Annotated in this window: 17 protein-coding genes; 6 read left to right on the top strand and 11 right to left on the bottom strand. The window is 32.4% G+C overall.

Going from position 1 to position 24946, the window contains the following annotated elements; translation table 11 throughout:
* Positions 1 to 34: 34 nt before the first annotated feature.
* The 5 genes from WHD54_RS11680 to WHD54_RS11660 all read right to left on the bottom strand — a co-directional run bounded on the left by WHD54_RS11680 (position 35) and on the right by WHD54_RS11660 (position 4658).
* Complete coding sequence (locus WHD54_RS11680) at positions 35 to 2059, bottom strand: NADPH-dependent 2,4-dienoyl-CoA reductase (RefSeq protein WP_088324907.1); 2025 nt, start codon at positions 2057 to 2059, stop codon at positions 35 to 37.
* A gap of 242 nt (positions 2060 to 2301) precedes the next feature.
* On the bottom strand, positions 2302 to 3174 hold the full coding sequence (locus WHD54_RS11675; RefSeq protein WP_088324901.1) for a pirin family protein: 873 nt from the start codon (positions 3172 to 3174) through the stop codon (positions 2302 to 2304).
* A 37-nt stretch (positions 3175 to 3211) separates the two neighbouring features.
* Positions 3212 to 3649 (bottom strand): MarR family winged helix-turn-helix transcriptional regulator, encoded by a 438-nt coding sequence (locus WHD54_RS11670; protein ID WP_088324902.1) that lies wholly within the window; start codon positions 3647 to 3649, stop codon positions 3212 to 3214.
* 45 nt (positions 3650 to 3694) lie between these two features.
* Positions 3695 to 4231 (bottom strand): NADPH-dependent FMN reductase, encoded by a 537-nt coding sequence (locus tag WHD54_RS11665; protein ID WP_088324903.1) that lies wholly within the window; start codon positions 4229 to 4231, stop codon positions 3695 to 3697.
* A 73-nt stretch (positions 4232 to 4304) separates the two neighbouring features.
* The gene (locus tag WHD54_RS11660) at positions 4305 to 4658 is read right to left on the bottom strand and encodes a DoxX family protein (RefSeq protein ID WP_088324904.1); all 354 of its coding nucleotides are present in this window, start codon (positions 4656 to 4658) and stop codon (positions 4305 to 4307) included.
* Positions 4659 to 4836: 178 nt separating this feature from the next.
* On the opposite strand from WHD54_RS11660, the gene WHD54_RS11655 reads away from it, so the two are divergent.
* From WHD54_RS11655 to WHD54_RS11640, 4 genes are all read left to right on the top strand, one after another.
* A complete protein-coding gene (locus tag WHD54_RS11655) occupies positions 4837 to 10329 on the top strand; it encodes a T9SS type B sorting domain-containing protein (protein ID WP_340767417.1) in 5493 nt (1830 codons plus the stop codon).
* A 115-nt stretch (positions 10330 to 10444) separates the two neighbouring features.
* Positions 10445 to 12073 (top strand): acyl-CoA carboxylase subunit beta, encoded by a 1629-nt coding sequence (locus WHD54_RS11650; RefSeq protein ID WP_088324754.1) that lies wholly within the window; start codon positions 10445 to 10447, stop codon positions 12071 to 12073.
* A gap of 244 nt (positions 12074 to 12317) precedes the next feature.
* Complete coding sequence (gene pta, locus WHD54_RS11645; protein ID WP_088324755.1) at positions 12318 to 14414, top strand: phosphate acetyltransferase; 2097 nt, start codon at positions 12318 to 12320, stop codon at positions 14412 to 14414.
* 2 nt (positions 14415 to 14416) lie between these two features.
* Entirely contained in the window at positions 14417 to 15604 is a 1188-nt protein-coding gene (locus WHD54_RS11640; RefSeq protein ID WP_088324756.1) for an acetate/propionate family kinase, read from the top strand.
* A gap of 53 nt (positions 15605 to 15657) precedes the next feature.
* Here WHD54_RS11640 and WHD54_RS11635 read toward each other — a convergent pair whose 3' ends face one another.
* The gene (locus tag WHD54_RS11635; RefSeq protein WP_088324757.1) at positions 15658 to 16836 is read right to left on the bottom strand and encodes a T9SS type A sorting domain-containing protein; all 1179 of its coding nucleotides are present in this window, start codon (positions 16834 to 16836) and stop codon (positions 15658 to 15660) included.
* A gap of 152 nt (positions 16837 to 16988) precedes the next feature.
* Here WHD54_RS11635 and WHD54_RS11630 point away from each other — a divergent pair, with 152 nt between their 5' ends.
* On the top strand, positions 16989 to 17705 hold the full coding sequence (locus WHD54_RS11630; protein WP_088324758.1) for a YebC/PmpR family DNA-binding transcriptional regulator: 717 nt from the start codon (positions 16989 to 16991) through the stop codon (positions 17703 to 17705).
* Positions 17706 to 17788: 83 nt separating this feature from the next.
* Here WHD54_RS11630 and glyA read toward each other — a convergent pair whose 3' ends face one another.
* On the bottom strand, positions 17789 to 19063 hold the full coding sequence (gene glyA, locus WHD54_RS11625) for a serine hydroxymethyltransferase (protein WP_088324759.1): 1275 nt from the start codon (positions 19061 to 19063) through the stop codon (positions 17789 to 17791).
* 196 nt (positions 19064 to 19259) lie between these two features.
* Here glyA and fahA point away from each other — a divergent pair, with 196 nt between their 5' ends.
* Complete coding sequence (gene fahA / locus WHD54_RS11620; protein ID WP_088324760.1) at positions 19260 to 20537, top strand: fumarylacetoacetase; 1278 nt, start codon at positions 19260 to 19262, stop codon at positions 20535 to 20537.
* Between the two features lie 140 nt (positions 20538 to 20677).
* On the opposite strand, the gene WHD54_RS11615 is transcribed toward fahA, so the two are convergent.
* The 4 genes from WHD54_RS11615 to mnmA form a co-directional block, all read right to left on the bottom strand.
* Complete coding sequence (locus WHD54_RS11615; RefSeq protein WP_036821181.1) at positions 20678 to 20869, bottom strand: cold-shock protein; 192 nt, start codon at positions 20867 to 20869, stop codon at positions 20678 to 20680.
* A 114-nt stretch (positions 20870 to 20983) separates the two neighbouring features.
* Entirely contained in the window at positions 20984 to 21925 is a 942-nt protein-coding gene (locus WHD54_RS11610; RefSeq protein ID WP_088324761.1) for an NAD(P)H-dependent flavin oxidoreductase, read from the bottom strand.
* Positions 21925 to 23607, bottom strand: a complete 1683-nt coding sequence (locus tag WHD54_RS11605) for a S8 family serine peptidase (protein WP_088324762.1) — start codon at positions 23605 to 23607, stop codon at positions 21925 to 21927. Before WHD54_RS11605 ends, WHD54_RS11610 begins: the two co-directional genes overlap by 1 nt.
* 115 nt (positions 23608 to 23722) lie before the next feature.
* Positions 23723 to 24910: a tRNA 2-thiouridine(34) synthase MnmA gene (gene mnmA, locus WHD54_RS11600; RefSeq protein ID WP_088324763.1), complete on the bottom strand. Its 1188-nt coding sequence runs from the start codon at positions 24908 to 24910 to the stop codon at positions 23723 to 23725.
* Between the last annotated feature and the right edge of the window lie 36 nt (positions 24911 to 24946).

Here is a 24946-nt window from a genome sequence, read left to right as displayed (position 1 = left end):
AAGTTAAATTTAGAATTACAAAAATAAGAAATCATTACAATTTAGCCGCTAAAGTTGCACCTTGTTTTATAGCCCTTTTTGCATCTAACTCGCCTGCAAAATCTGCGCCTCCAATAACATGAACTTTTTTACCTAAATCTAACAGTGGCTGATAAAGCTGTTTATAAGGTATTTGCCCTGCACAAATCACTATATTATCAACTTTTAAAACCTTATTTTCTTTATCTTTAATATAATGTAGTCCTTCATCATCTATTTTAGTGTAGCTAACCTCTCCTATAAATGTTACTTTTTTCTTTTTTAGTGTACTTCTATGGATCCAACCAGTTGTTTTTCCTAAGTTCCCACCAAATTTACCAGCACTTCTTTTAAACATAAAAACTTCTCTAGCAGCAGGTTCAAAATGAGGTTTTATTCCTTCTATACCTGCTCTTGCTTTTAAAGACTTATCAATTCCCCATTCCTTTAACCATTCATCTATATTTAATGAAGAAGAGGTTCCCTGATGTGTTAAATATTCTGATACATCGAATCCAATGCCACCTGCGCCAATGACAGCCACTCTTTTACCAACTGGTTTGTGATGCTTAAGTACCTCTATATAACTTAAAACTTTCTTGTGGTGTACTCCGGGAATGTTTAAATTTCTAGGTTGTATACCTGTTGCTATTACAAATTCGTCAAAATCTAACTCTTTTAAATCAGATACCGCAACTTTTGTATTTAGTTTTAAAGTTACTGCATGAAGGTCTATTTGCTTTTTAAAATAGCGTAATGTTTCATAAAACTCCTCTTTCCCTGGAATTTTTTTTGCCATGTTAAATTGACCTCCAATTTCTGAATCTGCATCAAATAAGGTTACTAAATGCCCTCTTTGAGCTGCTATTGTTGCCGCGGCCAATCCTGCAGGTCCTGCCCCAATAACGGCTATCTTTTTTACTTTTTCTGTAGGATGATAGATTAACTCTGTTTCATGACAAGCTCTAGGATTTACCAAACAACTTGCTACTTTTTGCTGAAAAACATGGTCTAAACATGCCTGATTACAACCAATACAAGTATTTATTTCTGCAGACCTATCTTCTTTAGCTTTAGCAACCCAGTAAGCATCTGCTAAAAAGGGACGAGCCATAGAAATTATATCTGCATCGCCAGAGGCTAAAATTTGTTCTGCAGTTTCTGGCATATTAATTCTGTTAGAAGTTATTAGAGGAACATTTAATTCTTCTTTCATTTTTTTAGTCACCCAAGTAAATGCAGCTCTTGGAACCGAAGTAGCAATAGTTGGTATTCTTGCCTCATGCCAGCCAATTCCTGTATTTATAATAGTGGCACCTGCTTTTTCTATCTCTTTCCCTAGTGTAACCACTTCTTGCCAAGAACTTCCGTTTTCTACTAAATCTAGCATAGAAAGTCTGTAAATAATTATAAAATTAGTTCCGACAGCTTCTCTTATTTTTTTTACAATTTCTATAGGTAAACGCATTCTATTTTTATAATCGCCACCCCAAGAATCGGTTCTTTTATTAGTTCTTTTTACAATAAATTGGTTAATTAAGTACCCTTCAGACCCCATTATTTCTACACCGTCATAACCTGCTTCTTTAGACAGTTTAGCTGAGTTTACAAAATCTTTGATAGTTCTATTAATTCCGGATTCTTTTAACTTGAAAGGCTTAAATGGGTTAATTGGAGCCTTAATTTTTGAAGGTGCTACATTAAGCGGATGGTAACCATAACTACCCGAATGCAATATTTGCATGCAAATTTTACCTCCTTCTTTATGTACAGCATCTGTAATTTTTTGATGTTCTTTTGCATGTTTTTTAGAAGACATTCTTGCTGCGAAAGGGGCTGTCCAACCTTGTATATTTGGAGAAATTCCTCCAGTAACAATTAAACCTACTCCTCCTTTGGCGCGTTCTGCATAATAGGCTGCAATCCGTTCTATACCGTTTTTCTCTTCTTCTAAACCAGTATGCATAGAACCCATTAAAATTCTATTTTTTAAAGTGGTAAAACCTAAATCTAACGGCTCGAATATATGTTTGTATTTCATATTTTTGGGATTACATTTATTATGCATGCATAATATATGGCAAGATATGTTTATTTTTTGAAAAGAAAAAGTCAAAGAAATTGATTCTTTGACTTTTAATATGCTATACTATAAATGTAGTAAATACTAAACTCTTTTTGCGTTAGTGATTGAAACAACATCCTTTTTTGTTTTTTACAAAAAAGATATCGTGAAAAGCACGACTTTTTCTATTTTCATTTAGAAAAAGGAACGCCCAAATTCTAATATAAATATCCCATTTTACCTTGTTGATAATCTCTCATAGCCTCTAATATTTCTGTTTGTGTATTCATCACATAAGGACCATATTGCGTAACTTTTTCGTTAATTTCTTTCCCAGACAATATTAGAAAGTTTGCGTTATTTATTGCTTCCAAAGAAAAATAAGTACCCTCTTTATGAAATGTTATCATTTGATTACCGCCTTTAACTAAAGTTTCTGTATTGTTTATTAGCAATTCTCCATCTAATAGATATACCAAAGACAGATGATTTTCTGGAAGCAAGACATCCATTTTACCTGATTTAGAGGCTTTCCCTGTAAAAACATTAACAGGAGTTTGCGTGGTAATTAGCCCTACTTTATCTGCTTGACTACCCGCAATAATTTGTAATGAAACGTTATTGTCTTCTGAAGTTAATATTGGTATTTGTTCTTTTTTTAAATGTTGATAATTGGGCGTACTCATTTTATATTTAGCTGGTAAATTTAACCATAACTGAATTCCCTCTAAATCTCCACCCTTTTTTACAAACTCTTTGGTAGGGGCTTCAGCATGAATAATTCCACGACCTGCAGTAGTCCATTGAACATCTCCTGCCTTTACAATCATTTCATTACCAAGTGAATCTCTGTGTAACTGCTCACCTTTAAACAGTATGGTTATGGGTTCAAACCCCCTATGAGGATGCGGACCCAAATCGAAAGGGTTGTTAAATTCTGATATAGCATATGGACCATAATGATGTAATAATAGAAAAGGGTCTACATTTTCTATTCCTTCACTTGGCAGAGGCTGTCTTAGTCTTATTGGTCCCATGTTAACAAGCGGACTTGGAACTAAATGCTGAATGGTTTTAAGTTTTTTTTCCATAATTAAAAGGTACTTTTCTTGTTATATTGATAAACAATTAACGTATTTTGTCTAATAAATCGCTTAGTATGGTTGCTTCTTCGGAGGTAAGATTTTCAAAATATTCTAAGTTCTTGTTTACATCTATTTCTTCTAAAATAGCTAAACCTTCTTTCGAAATTGATACATACACCACTCTTCTGTCGTGCTTGCAACGTGACCTTTTAATATATTTTTTTTCAAATAACTTATCCATTAATCTGGTGGCATTCGGCGAACGTTCAATCATTCTTTCTTTAATTACCTGAACCTTCATTTCTTTCTTCGCGCCTCTTAAAATTCTGAGAATATTATATTGTTGTGGGGAAATTCCGTAAGGTTTAAAGAACTCATTCTCTTTACTATTCAACCAATTTGCCGTATACTTTAGATTGATATAAGCTTTTATTTTTTCGTTTTTAAATTTCGACTTTATGTCGTTAGAAATGTCTCCCATATTTTACAATTCGATGTTCAATTTTTTGTGCAAAAATTACAACAATTAGCTATTTACTAAAATTTCTAATTGTTGAATTTTCTTTTTAAGTGCGTCTAATAAATCAGGATTTACAATTTTTTCGTGCTTAAAATTTTCGCTAAAATTTGGAAAAGAAAAGGTACTTACTTCTTTAGCACCGTGCCTAGGAAAACGTTGCTCTGCCGCGGCTAAAACAAACCGACCTCCCATTCCACCAGGAGAAGCTGCCATTAATAGTAAAGGCTTATCTCTAAAAACATTACCATTAACTCGAGAAACCCAATCAAAAATATTTTTAAAGGCTGCTGAATATGTTCCATTATGCTCTGCCAAAGAAACTATAAAAGCATCATAAGAATCTAAAGCATTAGAAAACGTAACAATGTCTTCTGGAAATCCGTTTTCTTTCTCCTCATCTTCACTATAAATTGGTACATTTAAATCTTTTAGATCTACAATATCAAAAAGAGTGTTTTTTAAATTATTTACAGTAAAAGTGATTAATCTTTTATTAATAGAAGTACTACTTGTGCTGCCTGCAAAAGCTAATATTTTTTTCATGAAAATGTTTTTTTAATTGAATGATTAAGAAATTTCTTTCTCTTGATTTCAGAAGCACTTATAATGCTAATCTTTACGCTATTTTTTTGCTGTAATAATAAGATATCAAAACTAGTACAGTAGCTATTAAAGCCCCCATATGTTCTCCATCTGAAATCATGAAATGAGCAAAAAATGCCAATACAAAATTAAAGAAAAAGCCAGCATAAGCCCACTCTTTTATCGATCTATTTTTAATAAACCATATAGCAATTAAACCAAGAATTTTAGCAAAAGCTAAAGGATAAATTAAATAAGTAGGAAAATTAAACTTTGTAAAAGATGCTTGCATATTTTGGTTATCGAAAATATACATGCTTACAGAAAAAAGCATTAAAACAGTTAACAAACCCGTAGATACGTAGAATATAATTTTGTTAGTTTTCATTATTATGGTTTTAAAATTAGATACAAAGTTACACTATTATTTTTTATTTACCAAGGAAAATATTTCTATGGGATATGATACATTTAAAAATAAAAATTTAAAATCTAAAAACTTTTCTGTTTGGTATTTGAATTATTACTATTTTTAAAAAAAATACTGTATTTATTTTTATCATAAAATGTATAGAAACAATTTCAAACTCAACATAGTTATTTTAATAGGTTTTTTGTGCTCAATTTCTTTATCGGCTCAGCTGAGTAAAAAACATTTTATTCCTCCATTAACTAATTCAGAGTTTGGTAATGCAAATCCAGAAAATCAATTTATATACATATCAACCCCTAAAAATAATAATGTAAGTTATACAATTAAACAAGTCGGACTTACAAATACTTTAAACGGAATTGTGTCTAAAAACAATCCGCAAGAAATATATATAGGAAATGGAGAAACGCAACTTTTTCAACCTTCAAATACGACTAGCACCATCACAAATAATAAAGGATTTATTATAGAAGCTAGTGATGTGGTGTATGTTTCTGTAAGAGTAATGGCTGGTAGTAACGCACAAGCAGGCGCATTAGTTAGTAAAGGAAACGCAGCGTTAGGTAAAATTTTTAGAGCAGGAATGTTCACAAATGAAAATCCGCAGGATAATTACTTAAATTTTATATCGGTAATGGCTACAGAAAATAATACGAACATTACCTTTTCTGATATTCCAACTAATATTACCATAAAAAACTACACAGGTACCTTGCCTATTTCTATCAATTTAAACGAAGGAGAAAGCTACATTATTGCTACAAATTCATTTGATAGCACTATAAATAGAGTTGGTTTAATAGGAACACTTATTAGCTCAGACAAAAATATTGTTGCCAATGTAGGCTCTACAAACGGTAGTTTTCATAATGGTGGTGGTCGAGATTATGGTATAGACCAAATTGTGGATATCTCTAAAATTGGTGATGAATATATTTTTGTAAAAGGAGACGGTTCCAATAATTGGGAAAATGTGTTAATTGTTGCCCATGAAAATAATACCTCAATTAGTATTAACGGTAATACGGCAACTACAACTATACAAGCTGGAGAATATTTTTTAATTGAAGGGAATAACTACAATTCTGATGGGAACATGTATTTAAAAACTTCTAAAAATGTTTTTGCTTACCAAGGTGTGGGTGCCAATAATAGCGAAGCCAATCAAGGTCTCTTTTTTGTTCCTCCTTTAAGTTGTGAAAATAGAGGAAAAGTAGACGAAATTCCAACTATAGAAGCTATTGGAAGTACTATTTTTAATGGTGGTATAACCATAGTTACCAACAAAGGTGCAACGGTAACAATTAATAATTTACCGCTCGATAACTTTACTACTTCTGGCCCATTTGATGTAACTGGAAATCCGAACTACGTTACCTATAAAATTATTAATTTAACAGGTAATACTTCCATAGAAAGCAGTGATGAACTGTATTGTGCTTATTTTAATTTTAATGGTGCCGCCACTTCTGGGAGCTTTTACTCGGGGTTTCCAACGGCTCCAGAAATTAATTTCAACACCACTGTTGCCGCTACGGGAAACTGTATTCCTAATGTGAAATTAGAAGCAGCAAACACAGATATATTTGATAGCTTCGAATGGTTTTATGATGACGGTTTAGGTGGCGGTTTTAAAGCCACAGGAATTTCTACCAATACATTTACGCCATCCGAACCTGGCAACTATGTATTAAGAGCTTTTATAAGTTGTACGATGACAGAGTTTGAATCTGTAATTGTACCAGTAAGTATTTGTCCTGATGATTTTGATGGAGATGGTGTTATTGATAACCTAGATATTGATGCCGATAACGACGGTATTACCAATTGTGAGGAATCTTCGGGTAATGCTGTTTTAAATCTATCTACAATTTTACAACCTGTTACTCTTTTTAAAGATGGAACTTCCAACGCTACAATGATAACTGCTAGTTTTAATCAAAAGAATAGTTCAGGTTCCGCAAATACTATTACAGGTGATTCAAACGGTAATTTTAACTCTACCCTACAAGCTAGTACAGACTCAGAAAGTAACTATTTATTAACGTTTAATCAAGCAGTTAATATTGAAATAAAACAAAACGACCAAGAAGATCATGTAATTTCGGAGGGCGAATACTTTGTAGTAAAAGTATCTCCAAATTCAAAAAACACTACACTTTTAAATCCAGGTAATCAACTTTTGGTAGATACCAATTTCGATGGAATATTCGAATCAGGCATTACTATTTTTACTGCATCAGAAATTCGTTTTAAATATGCTTCAAATTTAAGCGGAACAAATAGCACATTTAAATTTATTGCTAGTCAAATTTCTGAAGTTACCTTTTCTCACAAATCGAATGCATTAACCGCTCAATCCAAGTTTTTTGGTAATGTTTCTCTTAGCTGTTTTTCTCTCGATTCTGATAGTGATGGTGTAGAAAACATGTTTGATTTAGACTCAGACAACGATGGTATACCAGATATGATAGAGGCTTTCGGGCAGCCAGTTTCTTTATCTGGAACAGATGCAAATGAAGATGGATTGGATGACTTTTTCGAAGCCGCCATAAATTTAGATATTGATGGTGATAGCATTAAAAACTATGTAGACATAGACTCAGATAATGATGGAATTTTTGATACCACAGAGGCCGGACATAATTTAGACACAGATTTAGATGGCATCATAGACAACGCTAACTTATTAGTAGGTAAAAATGGTTTGGTCGACTCTTTAGAGAATATACCAGACGCAAAAACGCTTTCTCTTAACTACAATATTTTAAACACCGACAATGATTTAATTTTTAATTTCCTGTCATCAGACTCAGATAATGATGGCTGTAATGATGTAACTGAAGCTGGTTTTACAGACCAAAATAATGATGGTTTTTTAGACGGCTCTCCTTTTCTAGTGAATACAAATGGTAAAGTAATAAATAATACTAATGGTTACACGCTTCCAAATTCGAACTATACAATCGCTGCACCAATTAACATAAATACACCTTTTGAAAACGTGGTACTTTGCGAAAATACTAAAAGCAATATTATTATAAATTCCAATGCCGATTCCTTTGTATGGGAAACCTCTACAAACAATGGTGTTACGTGGCAAATGGTTACAAATAATGCAACTTTTAGTGGTGTAAACAGTAATCAATTAATCATTACAAACACCTCAACTTCTCTTAACAATCAACAGTTTCGCGTAAAGTTAATGAGAAACGGAAATAGTTGTACAAGTACTTCTAATGCTATTTCTGTAAAGGTAAATTTGGCGCCTGTGGTAACTCCGATTGTTACACTAAAACAATGTGATAATGATTTAGATAGAATTTCTACTGTAAATTTAACACAAGCTGAAATCTCTATTTCAGCGGATGCTAATAACAATACTTTTGAGTATTATGCTTCAGAAGCCGATGCTATTGCAGGTACTCCACAAGTTACAGATAAAATTCGCTACCTTGTTAATACGAATGGAAATGCTTGGGTTCGTACAATTTCTAATGATGGTTGTTACACTATCTCTAAAATAGAAATTGAAGTAGAAGCAGCTGCTGATGTAGCTTATTTTAAAGAATTTGCACCGGTTTGTGATGATTTTCTTCAAGAAGATGGAACTAATGGTGCTTTAAATGATGATACTGACGGAATTACCAATTTCGATTTTAGTAATGCTAAACAAGAGATTCTTAACTTTTTTCCAGCCGCACTTCAACCAAACTTATCTGTAAATTTTTATGAAACAATATCCAACAGAACTGCTGCTATTAAGCCTATTAATGATATTTCTAACTACAGAAATATTGGTTTTCCTTCCAATATTTCAAGACAAACCATTTACTTTAAAATAACTAATAAAAATAATAATAACTGTACGGGAACTGGAGAACTATATTTAAAAACAAATTCTGTTCCAATTGCCAATGCTGCAGAAAATTTAACCTTGTGTGATGATGCTGTTAGCGGACTCTCTACGGATGGTTTTGTAGACGGTTTTATGCTTACCGACAACGATGCGCGTATTTTAGGCAGCTCTCAATCTCCTTCCGATTTTGAGGTTACCTACCACAAATCGGCAGAAGAAGCCAACTCTGGCAGCAATCCGCTTGCTTCTCCTTTTAAAAACACCACCAAAGACCAGCAAGAAATATTTGTTCGAGTTACCAATAAAATTACCGGTTGTTTTACAGACCACACCTCTTTCTTTGTAATTGTTAATAAAGTTCCTACAGCAAACTTTGTCTCAGATTTAGAAGTCTGTGATGATGCCTTAGATGGTTCGGCTATTAACGGTTACTCTAAAAACATCAATCTAGAATTACAAACAAGTACTATTCTTGGCACTCAAGATCCTACCAAATTTAAGATTACCTATCACAGAGAATTTTTAGAAGCTCAAAACGGAAATAATCCGCTGAGTTCTCCCATAGAAAACACAACACCATACCAAGAAACAATTTATGTACGAATTGTAAATACCGAAACTAATTGTGTAAACTACCTCTCTAATTTTAAAGTAATTATTAATAAAGAACCTGTGTTTACGCCTGTCTCTAATCTCTCCTATTGCGATGATGATGCAGATGGTGATGATACAAACGGAATTATTCAATCCATTGATTTAGACAGTCAAATTCCAAAACTCCTTGGTGCTTCTCAAGACACAGACGATTTTGAGGTAACCTTTCACAAAACACCACAACAAGCAACCAACGGTACAAACGCCGTAGCATCGCCATATACAAACACCAATACCACAGAAACCTTTTTTGTGCGCATACAAAACAAAGCTACTGGATGTGTAAACGATGATGCCTCTTTTCAAGTAATCGTAAACCCTTTACCTAGCTTTGCTATTACGAGTCCGCAAATTATTTGTTTAAATGATACTCCAATGTTTCTTGAAGCTGAAAATCCCGCAGGAATTTACAACTATCTATGGACCGATGCGCTGGGTAATATTGTAGCGAATACACAAACAGCGCCTATTAACAAAGGAGGAAATTACACCGTTACCGCAACCACTACCAACGGAACCAATTGCTCTAGAAGTCAAACCATAACCGTAAACGCTTCTAATCCTGCAACGATAGAAAGAAGCTTTGTAACAATTGTTGATGAAGCAAATGCCTTGAATCGAGAAAATAACCTCTCTGTTTCTATTGATACCATATCCAATAATATCGGAATTGGCAACTACCAATTTGCACTGAGAAATGAAGATCTAAATACCACTACTCCTTTTCAAGATGAAACAATCTTTGAAAACTTAGAAGGCGGAATTTATACCCTAATTGTAAATGATAAAAATGGCTGTGCTCCTGATGCTACTTTGCAATTATCTGTATTGCAATTCCCTAAATTTTTTACCCCTAATGGAGATGGTAAAAATGATACTTGGATTATAAAAGGTGCCAACAAAACATTTTATCCTAATGCCAAAATTACCATCTTTAACAGATTCGGTAAACTCGTAGCAGAAATACCAATAGATAGCAACGGATGGAACGGAACATACAACAGCAAACTACTCCCATCAGACGATTATTGGTATAATATTACACTTGTACCTGCAGATAATAACAAACCAATAATCAACAAAAAAGGAAACTTCTCACTTTTGAGAAGGTAAGAAAAGAAAATTGAGAATTTAATTTTAAGAAACATTTATACAAATAGAAAAAGTAGAAATAAGAGAAAACACTTAATATTTCTTAAATTCGCTGTAAATTAAGAAGAACAATTCTATGGATATCAACTTCAATAAAAACGAAGATTATAACAAACTACTTGTCTCAGATTTAAAGAAACGCTTTGCAAAAGTAAAATTAGGAGGTGGACAAAAAAGAATAGATAAACTTCACGAAAAAGGAAAAATGACCGCTCGAGAAAGAGTTGACTATTTATTAGATAGCTCAACAAAATCTATAGAAATTGGAGCTTTCGCAGGTGAAGGAATGTATGAAAAACACGGTGGATGTCCTTCGGGTGGTGTTATCGTAAAAATAGGATATATTAGAGGAAAGCAGTGTATTGTTGTAGCAAATGATGCAACTGTAAAAGCAGGCGCATGGTTTCCTATTACAGGTAAAAAGAATTTACGTGCACAAGAAATATCAATAGAGAATAAAATTCCGATTATTTATTTGGTAGATTCTGCAGGTGTTTACCTACCAATGCAGGATGAGATTTTTCCTGATAAAGAACATTTTGGCAGAATTTTTAGAAATAATGCTATAATGAGCAGTATGGGAATTACACAAATTTCTGCCGTTATGGGAAGCTGTGTAGCCGGTGGAGCTTATTTACCAATAATGAGTGACGAGGCAATAATAGTAGATAAAACTGCTAGTATTTTTCTTGCCGGAAGCTACTTAGTAAAAGCGGCAATAGGAGAATCTATAGACAATGAAACTTTGGGTGGCGCAACTACACATTGTGAAATTTCTGGTGTAACAGATTATAAAGCAAAAGATGATAAAGATGCTTTAGATAAAATAAAATTTATTGTAGATAAAATTGGAGATTCTCCAAAAGCAGGTTTTAATAAAAAAGAAGCGCTACTCCCTAAAGAAAACCAAGAGGATATATTTGGCATTTTACCTAAAGAACGAAATGCTCAATATGATATGTTGGAAATTATTAAACGTTTAGTAGACAATTCTGAATTTGAACAATATAAAGAGGGATACGGAAAAACAATAATAACTGGCTATGCAAGAATAGATGGTTGGGCGGTTGGAATTGTAGCAAATCAGCGTAAATTGGTAAAAACAAAAAAGGGTGAAATGCAATTTGGTGGAGTAATATATAATGATTCTGCAGACAAAGCTACTCGATTTATTGCGAATTGCAATCAGAAAAAAATACCTCTACTTTTCCTACAAGATGTAACTGGCTTTATGGTTGGCTCTAAGTCTGAACATGGCGGAATTATTAAAGACGGAGCAAAAATGGTAAATGCTGTAAGTAACTCTGTAGTGCCAAAATTTACGGTAATTATAGGAAACTCCTACGGAGCAGGAAATTATGCAATGTGCGGAAAAGCTTATGACCCAAGATTAATTGTTGCTTGGCCATCGGCAGAATTAGCTGTTATGAGTGGAAATTCTGCTGCAAAAGTATTACTTCAAATAGAAACTGCTTCTCTAAAAAAACGAGGTGAAGAAATTACTCCCGAAAAAGAAGCAGAATTATTTGAAAAAATTAAATCGAAATACGATGCGCAGGTTTCTCCGTATTATGCTGCTTCAAGAATTTGGACAGATGGAGTTATCAACCCTTTGGAAACTAGAACATGGATTTCCATGGGAATAGAAGCCGCAAATAATGCTCCTATAGAAAAGCAATTTAATATGGGCGTTTTGCAAGTGTAAAAAGTAGTATCTGTAAAAAAACCAATTACCATTATAGTAAAAAGGCTTTCTAGATTATTAAATGTCATTATAAACACATCAATTATAAATTTACTGATGTAATCATTTTTGAGAAAGTTATAAAATGGTTAAACTAATACTAAGAAATAGAAATCAATTTTGATGTGTACCTTAATTAAATGGATATGCTTCTTTAAAAAGCTTTATCATAAAACCATTCTGTGTAGGTTCAAAAATATAATTTATGAAAAACAAATCTATCTATATAACTACTATAGAACCCAATAGCGGAAAATCTTTAGTATCACTAGGAATTCTAAGAATGATGCTAACAAAATCTTCTAAAGTTGGTTATTTTAGGCCCATAATTCATAAGAAAAATAAATCAGCATTAGATAATCATATCCAAACAGCTATTGAATTTTTTAATTTAGACTGCTCTCATGAAGACTGCTATGCCTTTGATCAATCTGACGTGATAGAGCATTTAAGTGAAGGGAAATTTGATGAAGTTATTCATTCTATTATTGATAAGTATAAAAGATTAGAAGCTAAGTATGACTATGTGCTTGTTGAAGGGAGCGATTTTTCTGGCAAAGGTGGTTTTACAGAACTCGATGTAAATTTAGCGATTGCAAAAAATTTAGGAGTACCAGTTCTTATTGTTGGCTCTGGAAACAATAAAACAAAAAAGGAATTTGTAAATACACTACAACTAATTTATAAAGAGTTTATAGAAAAAGAAGTAGATGTTATCGGTATAATTGCCAATAAAACCAAAAAGGACGAGGTAGATTTTATAAAAAAAACACTCTCAAAAGTAATTCCGAAAACTGTACAAATAGATGTAATTCCTAAGAACAGTTTTTTAGCAAATCCTTCTGTTAGAGAAGTTAGTGAGGCGCTCAAAGGAAAAATATTATTTGGTGAGCAGTTTTTAGACAACTCCATTGGTAGTTTTAGTAGTGGTGCTATGCAGCTTCGAAATTATTTAACCCGAATAAAAAATAATTCGCTTGTAATTACTCCTGGAGACAGGGCCGATATTATTTTAGGAGCACTGCAAGCAAATGCCTCTAAAAACTATCCCAAAATTGCAGGTATTATTTTAACAGGTGGTCTTTTACCAGAGCCATCAATTTTAAAATTAATTGAAGGTGTGCAGTCTACTGTACCAATTATATCTGTAAACGGAGGAACTTTTAAGGTTACCAATAAAATTGGAAATGTAAAACCAAAAATATATGCTGGACACAGTAAAAAAATACTACTCTCATTAGATACTTTCGATACTTATGTAAATGTAGAAAATCTTTCAAAAACTCTAAGTGCATTTATCTCAGATAAATTAACACCGAGCATGTTTCAATATAATTTGTTACAAAAGGCAAAAAAACAACGCAAACATATAGTTTTACCTGAAGGAAATGATGAACGCATCATAAGAGCTGCTGCCCGCTTACAACTGTTAGATATAGTAGATTTAACTATTTTAGGTGATAAAAAGATGATTCAATTAACTTGCGATCAGCTAGGATTACAAATAGATTTAGATAAAATATCAATTCTAAATCCTGAAAATTCGATTTACAACAAACAGTTCGAAAAAACATTATTCGAAGCTAGGAAACACAAAGGTATGACAGAAACTACTGCAAACGATTTGGTAAGAGATGTTTCTTATTTTGGTACTTTAATGATATTAAATGGTTTAGCGGATGGCATGGTCTCGGGTGCGGCACATACCACACAACATACAATTAAACCTGCTTTACAACTTATAAAAACAAAACCAGGGGTTTCTGTAGTTTCGTCAGTGTTTTTTATGTGTTTATCCGACAGAGTTTCTGTAATGGGAGATTGCGCTGTAAACCCAAACCCTGATGCTGCCCAATTAGCAGAAATTGCTATCTCGTCTGCTGCATCTGCCGAAGCATTTGGCATAAAAGCAAAAATTGCCATGTTATCCTACTCTTCTGGAAAATCTGGAAAAGGAGAAGAAGTAGAAAAAGTAAGAGCTGCAACCGCATTGGTAAAAAATAAATTTCCAAACCTAAAAATTGAAGGTCCTATACAATATGATGCTGCTGTAGACATGAATGTTGCGCAAACTAAAATGCCAGATTCAGAGGTTGCTGGACAAGCTTCTGTACTTATATTTCCTGATTTAAATACCGGAAACAATACCTACAAAGCAATACAAAGAGAAACTGGTGCATTGGCTATTGGTCCAATGTTACAAGGACTAAACAAACCTGTAAACGATTTAAGTAGAGGTTGTACTGTAGACGATATTTTTAACACTGTCTTATTAACTGCTATTCAGGCAAATCAAAAATAATTATGAACATTTTAGTTTTAAACGCAGGCTCTTCGTCACTAAAGTATCAGGTGATTAAAATGCCATCAGAGCAGGTAAAATGCGTTGGTTTGATAGAAAGAATTGGAACGAATGATGCAATTTTTACGCACAAAAAAAAAGCAAGTTCACAAACTGAAAAACTAGCAATTTTAAATCATGAAGTAGGCTTAAAAAAAATTGTCGATACATTATTAGATGTTAAATTAGGCGTTATAACTAGTGTAAGTGAAATTGAAGCTGTAGGACACAGAGTTGTTCATGGAGGTGCAAAGTTTAGTAAAACAGTAGTTATTAATACGACTGTTAAAAATGAAATTAGAAACCTTTTTGATTTAGCGCCACTTCACAATCCTGTGAATTTAAAAGGAATAGAAATTGCAGAAATTATTTTTCCTGAAACTTTGCAAGTAGCCGTTTTTGATACTGCTTTTCATCAAACAATACCTCAAAAGGCATATCAATATGCTATTGCAAAAGAATATTTAAATGTTCATAAAATTCGTTCATACGGTTTTCATGGAACTAGTCATAAGTATGTTTCTGAGAAAGCTATAGAATATCTCGGTACAGCAAAAGCGAAAAAAATTATTAGCATCCATTTAGGAAATGGCTGTAGCATGACTGCCATTGAAAATGGAAAAAGTGTTGAAAACTCGCTAGGTTTTGGCCCAATGAATGGTTTAATAATGGGAACACGATCGGGTGATATAGACCAATCTGTTATTTTCTATTTAATGAAGAAAATGAAAAAAAGTGCTGAAGATATTAGTAATTTACTTCAAAAAGAGTCAGGTTTATTGGGATTAACTGGATATTCTGATTTAAGAGAAATATCTGAACAAGCCTCAAAAGGCAATGAAAATTGTAAAATGGCGTTGGAACTTACTGCTTACAGAATTCAAAAATACATTGGCAGTTATACGGCTGTATTAAACGGACTAGATGCTTTAATTTTTACTGCAGGTATTGGAGAAAATTCTGCAATCATGAGAGCCTTATCTTGTAAAGATTTAGACTTTTTGGGTATTGATTTAGATTTACAGAAAAATGAAATTAGGAATGATAAAATTAGAGAAATTCAGTCTAAAAATTCTAAGGTTAAAATTTTAATTATTCCTACCAACGAAGAAATTGAAATTGCTAAACAAACTTTTACTTTAATCAAATAAAAAAAACATTTTAAGTGTAAACACTTAAAATGTTTTTAACTAAAAAAGGAAAATTAATTTTTAATAATTTTTTTGCTAGCAATATCTCCTTCTAACGTAAATACCTTGAGCAAATAAATTCCTTTAGAGAGGTTAGATATTATTATTTTATTTGATTCTGTAGAAAGTATTTTATTTCCGAGAATAGAATACAGTGCTGCACTTTTTAATGTTTTATTACCAACATTTATAGTTACTTCATTTGAAGATGGGTTCGGATATGCTCTAAAGTTTAAATTGGTAAACTCTTTGATACTAGCTGTTGCACCATTGTAATAGTAAGTCGTTCTGTCGTTAGAGCCCGTTGAAGAAGTAACAATCTTATTAACAAAATTATTATCATTTCCAGATAAAGCATCAAAACCTGTTATATCTTTAAAAGGGTTAGTAATTGAACTCATTAACTGACTCGTATCAAAAGTATAGCTTTCTTCATAATTACTTGTAAAAATACCATTAGTAAAGTCGAATTCTTTTTCTAAAATTAAATTGTTGTTACTATCATAGGTTTTTTCTATTTTACTACTATTCGTATACGCTGTACCATTCCAATCCTGACTAATCTGTTGCGTATTTTTATTATTAGCATTGTATGTATAAATCTCTTTACTATCTAAACTCCAACCAGAGCCATCCCATACTTCATAAATAAATTCTGAAGATAAACCATTAGCACCATAGTTAACAGTTACTCTAGAAGAGCCATCATTTTGAGAACTATCTACAGTAAATTCCCAAGAAGAACCATTCCAACTTTCACCAATTAATAAAGAAATCTTGTTATTAGAGTAAGAAAGTAAAGATCTCGTATCGTTTATCCAGACCCCATTACTTAATTGTTGATTTGTAATTACTGTAATTTGTTGAGCACTATTGTAAGTATAAATAGTTTTAAATCCATCTACCACAATACCTGTAGCTGAATTTATATTTTCGTAAACATTTTCAATAATTTTACCAAAATTATTAAAAGAATTTGTTTGCTTACCATTAATTGCCCAATTTGCATCGCCAGACCAACTATAATAAGTTTCATTAATAAGGTTATTATTAGCATCGTAACTGTAGGTAACTCTCCCGCCATTTTTCCATTCCGTTCCATCGAAATATTCGTTAATGCTTGAAGTTAATTTATCTTGTCCAAAAAATGAAAAGGATAAAGACATGAATAGTAAAAAAGTAATTTTTTTCATTAGAGATATATTAAGGTTATTCAAAAATAGTTGTTTATTTAGCTGAAATCAATACCTATTAATAGGTATAATTTGTTATAAATCTATTTTCAAAAATATTGTAAAACCACATTCTAAGTTTTACATTTGTAAAACTTAAAACGAAATTAGAAATGGGAAGAGCATTCGAGTTTAGAAAGGCAAGAAAAATGAAACGTTGGTCTGCTATGGCTAAAACCTTTACTAGAATTGGTAAAGATATAGTAATGGCTGTTAAAGAAGGTGGGCCAAATGCAGAAACAAACTCTCGATTAAGAGCGGTTATACAAAATGCAAAAGCCGCCAACATGCCTAAAGACAATGTAGAGAGAGCCATAAAAAAAGCTACTGATAAAGATACGGCTAACTATAAAGAAGTTTTATTTGAAGGGTATGCACCACATGGAATAGCAATATTATTAGAAACAGCAACTGATAACAATAATAGAACAGTAGCTAATGTTAGAGCAGCATTTAATAAATGTGATGGCAGTTTAGGTACTTCTGGTTCTGTAGTTTTTATGTTTGACCATACATGTAATTTTACTGTTAAAAAAGAAGACATTACAATTGATATGGAAGAGCTAGAGCTCGAATTAATAGATTTTGAAGTTGAAGAAGTTTTTGATGACGAAGAAGGAATTATTATTTACGCACCTTTTGAGCAATTTGGTGCTATTCAATCTTATTTTGAGGAAAAAAATGTAGAAATTTTATCTTCTGGCTTCGAAAGAATACCAACAACCACCACAAAATTAACTGCAGAGCAACAAGCTGATGTAGAAAAACTTTTGGAGAAATTAGAAGAAGATGACGATGTTCAAAATGTGTATCATTCTATGGAGATGTAAATTAAAAAAGTTTTACAAAAACAAAAAAGCATTAAGTAAAATTACCTAATGCTTTTTTTGTTTTTAAATGTTTTAGTACTTTTTTACATTACAAAAAGTCTTCTTGCACTCATCATCTCTGCAACTCTATCTCCAATTTCGTGTAAAGCTTCATCATTATTTGCATTGGTTATAGCCTCGTCGATAAAATTAACTACAGTTTTCATGTCTGCAACTTTTAAACCTCTTGTTGTTATTGCAGGAGTTCCAACACGTATTCCTGAGGTTACAAAAGGCGATTTATCATCAAACGGAACCATGTTCTTATTCACGGTAATATCTGCTTTACCCAATGCTATTTCAGCATCTTTACCCGAAATGTTTTTATTTCTTAAATCGATAAGCATACAATGATTATCGGTACCACCAGAAATAATATTATATCCTTTAGCTACAAACTCTCTTGCCATAGCTGCCGCATTTTCTTTTACTTGAATTTGATATTCTAAAAACTCATCTGTAAGAGCCTCTCCAAAAGCAATAGCTTTTGCTGCAATAACATGCTCTAACGGACCACCTTGGTTTCCTGGAAATACAGCAGAATTTAACAAGGTTGACATTTTTTTTAGGTTACCATTTTTTAACTTTTGTCCAAAAGGATTATCAAAGTCTTTTCCCATCATTATAATTCCTCCTCTTGGCCCACGTAATGTTTTATGCGTAGTAGAGGTAACAATATGACAATGTGGTAGCGGATCGTTTAAAATTCCTTTGGCTATTAAACCTGCAGGATGAGAAATATCTGCCATTAAAATAGCTCCTACACTATCTGCTATAATCCTAAAACGCTTAAAATCAACATCTCTAGAGTAAGCAGAGGCTCCTGCAATTATTAATTTTGGTTTTTCCTTTTCTGCAATTTCTTGAATCTTATCATAGTTTAAAACTCCTGTTTCCTCCTCTACACCATAAAAAACTGGCTCATATAATTTTCCTGAAAAATTTACGGGAGATCCATGAGTTAAATGTCCTCCATGTGAAAGATCAAATCCTAAAATTTTATCGCCTGGCTGTAAACAAGCAAAAAATACTGCTGTATTTGCCTGAGAACCAGAATGAGGCTGAACATTTACATATTCGGCACCAAATAATTCTTTCGCTCTATCTATAGCTATTTGCTCAACAATATCAACAATTTCACATCCACCATAATATCTTTTTCCAGGATATCCTTCTGCATATTTGTTGGTTAAAATAGAACCCTGAGCTTGCATTACCTGATCGCTAACAAAGTTTTCCGAAGCTATTAATTCTAAGCCGTTTAACTGTCTTTCTTTTTCTTCCTGAATAAGATCAAAAATTTGGTTATCTAGTTGCATTATAGTTGTTTTTAATGAGCATCAAAAATAATAAAAAACGAATAGGTAAAAATTAAGTTTCTTACTTATTTTTAGAAAGTTATTAAAAATTATTTATTTGTAAAAAAAGGTATGTTAAAAATAAGTTATTCATGATTTTTCATTTTAAAAATGAGAAAAAATTGCATAGATTTGATAAAATTTAAGAAAATAAAACATGATTATAACAGCCAACAATCCTAATAGAAAATCGTGGTTAAAAGTTCCTAAAAATTCAGACTTTCCCATTCAAAATATTCCATTCGGAGTTTTTATTACTAGAGATGATATTATTACCATTGGAAGTAGAATTGGAGATTTCGCTATCGATTTAGGTGCTTTTCATCAATTAGGTTATTTTGATGGAATTCCCCTAACAGATGACATATTTTTACAAGATAATTTAAATGATTTTATTGCTGATGGTCGTAAAACATGGCGATTAGTAAGAAATAGAATTGCAGAAGTTTTTGATGTTACCAACGGAATTTTAAGAGATAACGCAGCACACAAAGACAAAATTATATTTAGAATGGATGAGGTTGAAATGCTCTTGCCTGTTGCTGTTGGAGACTACACAGACTTTTATGCTAGTAAAGAACACGCCACAAATGTAGGTTCTTTATTTAGAGATCCAGAAAATGCATTGCTCCCAAATTGGCTTCACATTCCTATTGGTTATCATGGTAGAAGCTCTTCTATTATTCCTTCTGGTGTTCCTGTTAGAAGACCATACGGACAAACAAAACCTTCAGATGGAAGTAATGTTCCTAATTTCGGACCTTCAAAATTATTAGATTTTGAATTGGAAATGGCTTTTATTACCACCGATGCTAATGTACTTGGAGAAAGAATACCTATAGAAGAAGCAGAAGAGTATATTTTTGGATTGGTACAATTTAATGATTGGTCTGCAAGAGATATTCAAGCTTGGGAATATGTACCTCTAGGACCATTTTTAGGAAAAAGTTTTGCTTCCACTATTTCACCTTGGATTGTTACTTTAGATGCTCTTGAACCTTTTAGAACAGAAAACCCTAAACAAGTTCACGAGCCATTGCCATACTTAAAACAAAAAGGGAAAGGAAGTTACGATATTCATTTACAAGTTGGTATTCAGCCAGAAAATGGTGAAGAAACCATTGTTGCCAATTCTAATTTTAAATATATGTATTGGACAATGGCTCAACAGCTGGCCCACCATACTGTAAATGGTTGCCCAGTAGAATCTGGTGATATGATGGGATCTGGCACAATTTCTGGACCTACAAAAGACAGTTTTGGTTCTATGCTAGAACTTACTTGGAAAGGGAAACACCCAATTACCTTAAAAGATGGTACAACTCGTAAGTTTATAAATGATAACGATACAGTTATTATGCGAGCACACTGTAAAAACGATAAGGTTAGAATAGGTTTTGGAGAATGTATCGGAAAGGTACTTCCTGCAAAATAGAAAATTATAACCACATACCATATAAAAACTCAAAGTTCTTTAATTTTGAGTTTTTTTTTTACTTTAAAATTATTGCATAAAAAAAAGCCTATCAACTTGATAGGCTTTTAGATAAAAATTTAACTAGTAATAATATATAATTATATAACTCTTACGTTTACTGCGTTCAATCCTTTTCTTCCATCTTGTAAGTCAAATTCAACTTCATCGTTCTCACGAATTTCGTCTACTAAACCTGACACATGTACAAAATGCTCTTTGTTGTTTCCTTCTTCAGTGATGAATCCGAATCCTTTAGATTCATTGAAAAATTTTACGGTACCTTTATTCATAATGATAATATTAAATATGCTGTTTGTTTAATTACGAACAACACTTATTGTTTTGCAAATATAGTGCCAAATAAATTAATAAATGTTAATAAATATAAATATTTATAAAAAATATTAAATACTAGCAACCAGAGATTTAGCAATATTATAATCGGTTACTAGTTCCTTTATAACCTCTTCTGCAGATATAATATTGTGAATTAAACCCGCCACTTGACCTATTTCTAACTCTCCGTTGTCTAAATCTCCTTCAAACATTCCTTTTTTAGCTCTTGCTCTTCCTAATAAATCTTGTAGCTCTTCTAATGAAGGATTACTTTTATAAAGCGTTTGAATTTTATCGTAAAAACTATTTTTAATCAATCTAACAGGAGCTAACTCTTTTAAAGTAAGCGCTGTATCTCCATCTTTTACATTTATAATTGTTTCTTTAAAACTTTTATGCGCGGATGATTCTAAGGTTGCCGCAAACCTGCTTCCTATTTGAACGGCGTCTGCTCCTAAAACCATTGCCGCTAACATTCCTTTTCCTGTTGCAATACCTCCGGCTGCTATAAGAGGTATTTCTAACTCTTGTTTCACCATCGGAATAAGTGTAAAAGTGGTTGTTTCCTCCCTCCCATTATGTCCGCCAGCCTCAAAACCTTCACAAACAACCGCATCTACTCCAGCTGCTGCTGCTTTTTTTGCAAACTTTACAGAACTTACAACATGTACAACGGTAATTCCTTTTTCTTTTAAAAAAGAGGTATATGTTTTGGGATTGCCAGCAGAAGTAAATACAATTTTAACGCCTTCATCTATAACGATATCTATTATTTTATCTATTTCTGGATACAGCATAGGAATGTTTACACCAAAAGGTTTTGTTGTTGCTTTCTTACACTTTTGAATGTGCCTTCTTAAAACATCTGGATACATTGAGCCAGCACCAATTAACCCTAAACCACCTGCGTTAGAAACAGCAGCTGCTAATTTATAACCAGAAACCCAAATCATGCCTCCTTGAATAATAGGATATTTAATTTGAAATAAATTGGTGATTCTATTTTTCATTATTTTACTATAATTTTTAATATTTTTTCTAATTTTCCTTGTTTAATACTCAGAAAATAAAAACCTCTACTTACATTTAATTTGTGAATTTCACTAGTTGATGAGGCACTCTTTTGGTACACTACTTCTCCTAAAATTGTATATACTTTTATATCAAAAGTGCTATTTGTATTGGTAAAACCCACTATAGAAAACTCTTTTTCTATAGGATTTGGAACTACCTTAATCGAGGCAAAGGTAGATTCGTTTATACTACTTGTACTGTCGGTATAGTTTAAATATGCAGTTTCAAAATTTGGAATTCCGAATCCATATTGTGCTGTTGGATTTAAAAACTTGTCTGCAGATTCAATTAAAGATTTTTTTAAAAAGTAATTTTTTATAGGTGCATTTATAGCGTTGGATGTTTTAGTATAAACCACTTCTTTACCATTTAAACAAGCTATTAAACCTGCCATTATAGGAGATGAAAACGATGTACCGTTTGCTAAAGAAATATTGCCGTTCGTTGCGTTTACAACTGCCGAATTAACTCCCAATGCTAAAATTTCTGGTTTGATACGACCATCAATAGTTGGACCAAAAGAACTGAAAGAGGCAATAATACTATCTTTATTAATAGCACCAACTGAAATTACATTCTCTGCATCTGCAGGTGCCGTAATATACTTCCAACTATCATTACCAGAATTTCCAGCAGAATTTACAACTAAAATACCTCTACTAGCCGCTATATTGGCGCCTCTAGAGATAAAAGTAGTTTTACCATCCATATCGGCATATGAATAGTTATGCTTAAAATTATCGAAAGTACTATATCCCAAAGAGGTGTTTATAACATCTACACCAAGACTGTCTGCTTTTTCTGCTGCCTCTACCCATAAAGTTTCTTCTAAAACAGTTTCCGACTCTTCTATTTCTGTAATAAAAAGATAAAATTCTGCATCGGGTGCAGTGCCTAAAAAACGATCTTTTAAATACCCTGCTATGGTAGATAATACATGGGTTCCATGATTGTTTCTCGAATAAATATTAGTGTTTCTATCCGCAAAATTATAGCCTCCTAAAATTTGATTATTTGCTCTAATTCTTTGAAATGCTGGTAAAGTATTTACCTCTGGAAAACCGGCATCTAAAATTGCAATTATTTGTCCTTTTCCTGTATACCCTTTATTATGTAAAAAATGTCCGTTTAACATTTTAATTTGGGTATTAGCAGCACCATAATTAAATACTGCTGTTAAAGAATTTAATTTATTTTTATGATTATTATGCTTTTTGTGATAGCCAGTTCTTGTAGATTTATTAGACAAATTGTTTAAAGATTTATCTGCAAACTCAATTTTATGAGTAAATGAAAGTGATGTAAATATACTGTCTATTGTTTTTTTTGGAGCCTTTACATGAACTGCATTTAACCATTTAGACTTCCCTAGAATAGATACGTTTTTTATACTTTTAAGAGTCGCAAAATACAAACTATCTATTGGAACATCTACATTATTTAACATTACTTGTTGAGCAATTCTCCTATCTATAGCTCTTTGTGAAAGCATTTTTAGAGGATTGTTTAAAAAAAACGACTCATTAGGCTTGTCTTTTAAAAATATCCAAGCATCTTCTTGTTGCCCAAAAATAGACATTGAACAAGTAAGAAAACTAATAAATAATATTTTTTTCATAAAAAATGATATCAATGCTTAAAAATACCAATTAAAACGGCTTTAAAAAAGTTTTTAGAGAATTAAGTTACTCCAAGAAGGCTTTTAGGAAACTACTATTTATTAAATAATCAGTTTAAGAAATAACACCCGAACCTAATAATTCATCATTATTATACCAAGCAACAAACTGTCCTTCTTGTATGGCAGATTGCTCCTTTTCAAAAATTACGTACATACCAGATTTTACTTTGTGCAAGGTGGCTTTTTCTAATGGTTGTCTGTATCTAATTCTCGCTTCAACACTCATAGAATTGCCAATATTTAGACTTAAATCTTCACGTATCCAATGCATTTCTTGATTGGCTACAAACAAGCCTTTTCTGTACAAACCAGGATGTTTTTTCCCTTCTCCTGTGTATATGATATTTTCATCTACATCGGTATCTATAACGTACAGTGCTTCTTTTGTGCCTCCAACATTTAAGCCTTTTCTTTGTCCTTTTGTATAGTAATGTGCTCCGTTATGTTTTCCTACAATTTTACCACTTTCTTTGGTGTAAGTGTATTTTCGAGACAATGCTTCTAGTTCATTTTCGGAGGAAGATACACTAAATTGTTGTTCTAAGTACTGAGAATCTGTTGAGGGAATGTTTATTATAACCCCTTCTTTTGGTTGTAGTTTTTGTTGTAAAAACTCTGGCAACCTAACCTTACCTATAAAACACAATCCTTGAGAGTCCTTCTTTTCTGCAGTAATTAAGTCAGCCTTTTTTGCAATTTCTCTAACTTCTGGCTTTGTTAATTCTCCTACAGGAAAAAGTGCTTTTGATAATTGCTCTTGAGATAGTTGACATAAAAAATAAGATTGATCTTTATTGCTGTCTTTTCCTGCTAATAATTTATAGGTTACTTCTCCGTTGATAATTTCTTCATCTTTTCTACAATAATGACCAGTAGCCACATAATCTGCACCTAGCTGAATTGCAATGTCCATAAAAACATCAAACTTTATTTCTCTATTGCACAAAACATCTGGGTTTGGTGTTCTTCCTTTGCTATATTCGGCAAACATATAATCTACAATACGTTCTTTATATTGTTCGCTTAAATCTACAACTTGAAAAGGAATTTCTAACTTTTCTGCAACTATCATTGCATCGTTACTATCCTCTAACCACGGACATTCATTGGAAATAGTTACAGAGTCATCATGCCAATTTTTCATAAAAAGACCAATAACTTCATAACCTTGTTCTTTTAATAAATAGGCCGTTACACTAGAATCTACACCACCAGAAAGACCAACTACTACTCTTTTCATGCTTTAAATTTAAGGTTGCAAAGATAAGAATTAGAA

The organism is Polaribacter tangerinus, from assembly GCF_038024095.1.
Classification (GTDB): domain Bacteria; phylum Bacteroidota; class Bacteroidia; order Flavobacteriales; family Flavobacteriaceae; genus Polaribacter; species Polaribacter tangerinus.
The sequence above is the reverse complement of the archived record's forward strand: the minus strand, read 5'-3'. Positions and strand labels throughout refer to the sequence as shown.

Bases quoted from the DNA above. Each gene is read 5' to 3' on its own strand.
- WHD54_RS11680 (WP_088324907.1), bottom strand. From the start codon at position 2,059: ATGAAATACAAACATATATTCGAGCCGTTAGATTTAGGTTTTACCACT.
- WHD54_RS11675 (WP_088324901.1), bottom strand. From the start codon at position 3,174: ATGGAAAAAAAACTTAAAACCATTCAGCATTTAGTTCCAAGTCCGCTT.
- WHD54_RS11670 (WP_088324902.1), bottom strand. From the start codon at position 3,649: ATGGGAGACATTTCTAACGACATAAAGTCGAAATTTAAAAACGAAAAA.
- WHD54_RS11665 (WP_088324903.1), bottom strand. From the start codon at position 4,231: ATGAAAAAAATATTAGCTTTTGCAGGCAGCACAAGTAGTACTTCTATT.
- WHD54_RS11660 (WP_088324904.1), bottom strand. From the start codon at position 4,658: ATGAAAACTAACAAAATTATATTCTACGTATCTACGGGTTTGTTAACT.
- WHD54_RS11655 (WP_340767417.1), top strand. From the start codon at position 4,837: ATGTATAGAAACAATTTCAAACTCAACATAGTTATTTTAATAGGTTTT.
- WHD54_RS11650 (WP_088324754.1), top strand. From the start codon at position 10,445: ATGGATATCAACTTCAATAAAAACGAAGATTATAACAAACTACTTGTC.
- pta (WP_088324755.1), top strand. From the start codon at position 12,318: ATGAAAAACAAATCTATCTATATAACTACTATAGAACCCAATAGCGGA.
- WHD54_RS11640 (WP_088324756.1), top strand. From the start codon at position 14,417: ATGAACATTTTAGTTTTAAACGCAGGCTCTTCGTCACTAAAGTATCAG.
- WHD54_RS11635 (WP_088324757.1), bottom strand. From the start codon at position 16,836: ATGAAAAAAATTACTTTTTTACTATTCATGTCTTTATCCTTTTCATTT.
- WHD54_RS11630 (WP_088324758.1), top strand. From the start codon at position 16,989: ATGGGAAGAGCATTCGAGTTTAGAAAGGCAAGAAAAATGAAACGTTGG.
- glyA (WP_088324759.1), bottom strand. From the start codon at position 19,063: ATGCAACTAGATAACCAAATTTTTGATCTTATTCAGGAAGAAAAAGAA.
- fahA (WP_088324760.1), top strand. From the start codon at position 19,260: ATGATTATAACAGCCAACAATCCTAATAGAAAATCGTGGTTAAAAGTT.
- WHD54_RS11615 (WP_036821181.1), bottom strand. From the start codon at position 20,869: ATGAATAAAGGTACCGTAAAATTTTTCAATGAATCTAAAGGATTCGGA.
- WHD54_RS11610 (WP_088324761.1), bottom strand. From the start codon at position 21,925: ATGAAAAATAGAATCACCAATTTATTTCAAATTAAATATCCTATTATT.
- WHD54_RS11605 (WP_088324762.1), bottom strand. From the start codon at position 23,607: ATGAAAAAAATATTATTTATTAGTTTTCTTACTTGTTCAATGTCTATT.
- mnmA (WP_088324763.1), bottom strand. From the start codon at position 24,910: ATGAAAAGAGTAGTAGTTGGTCTTTCTGGTGGTGTAGATTCTAGTGTA.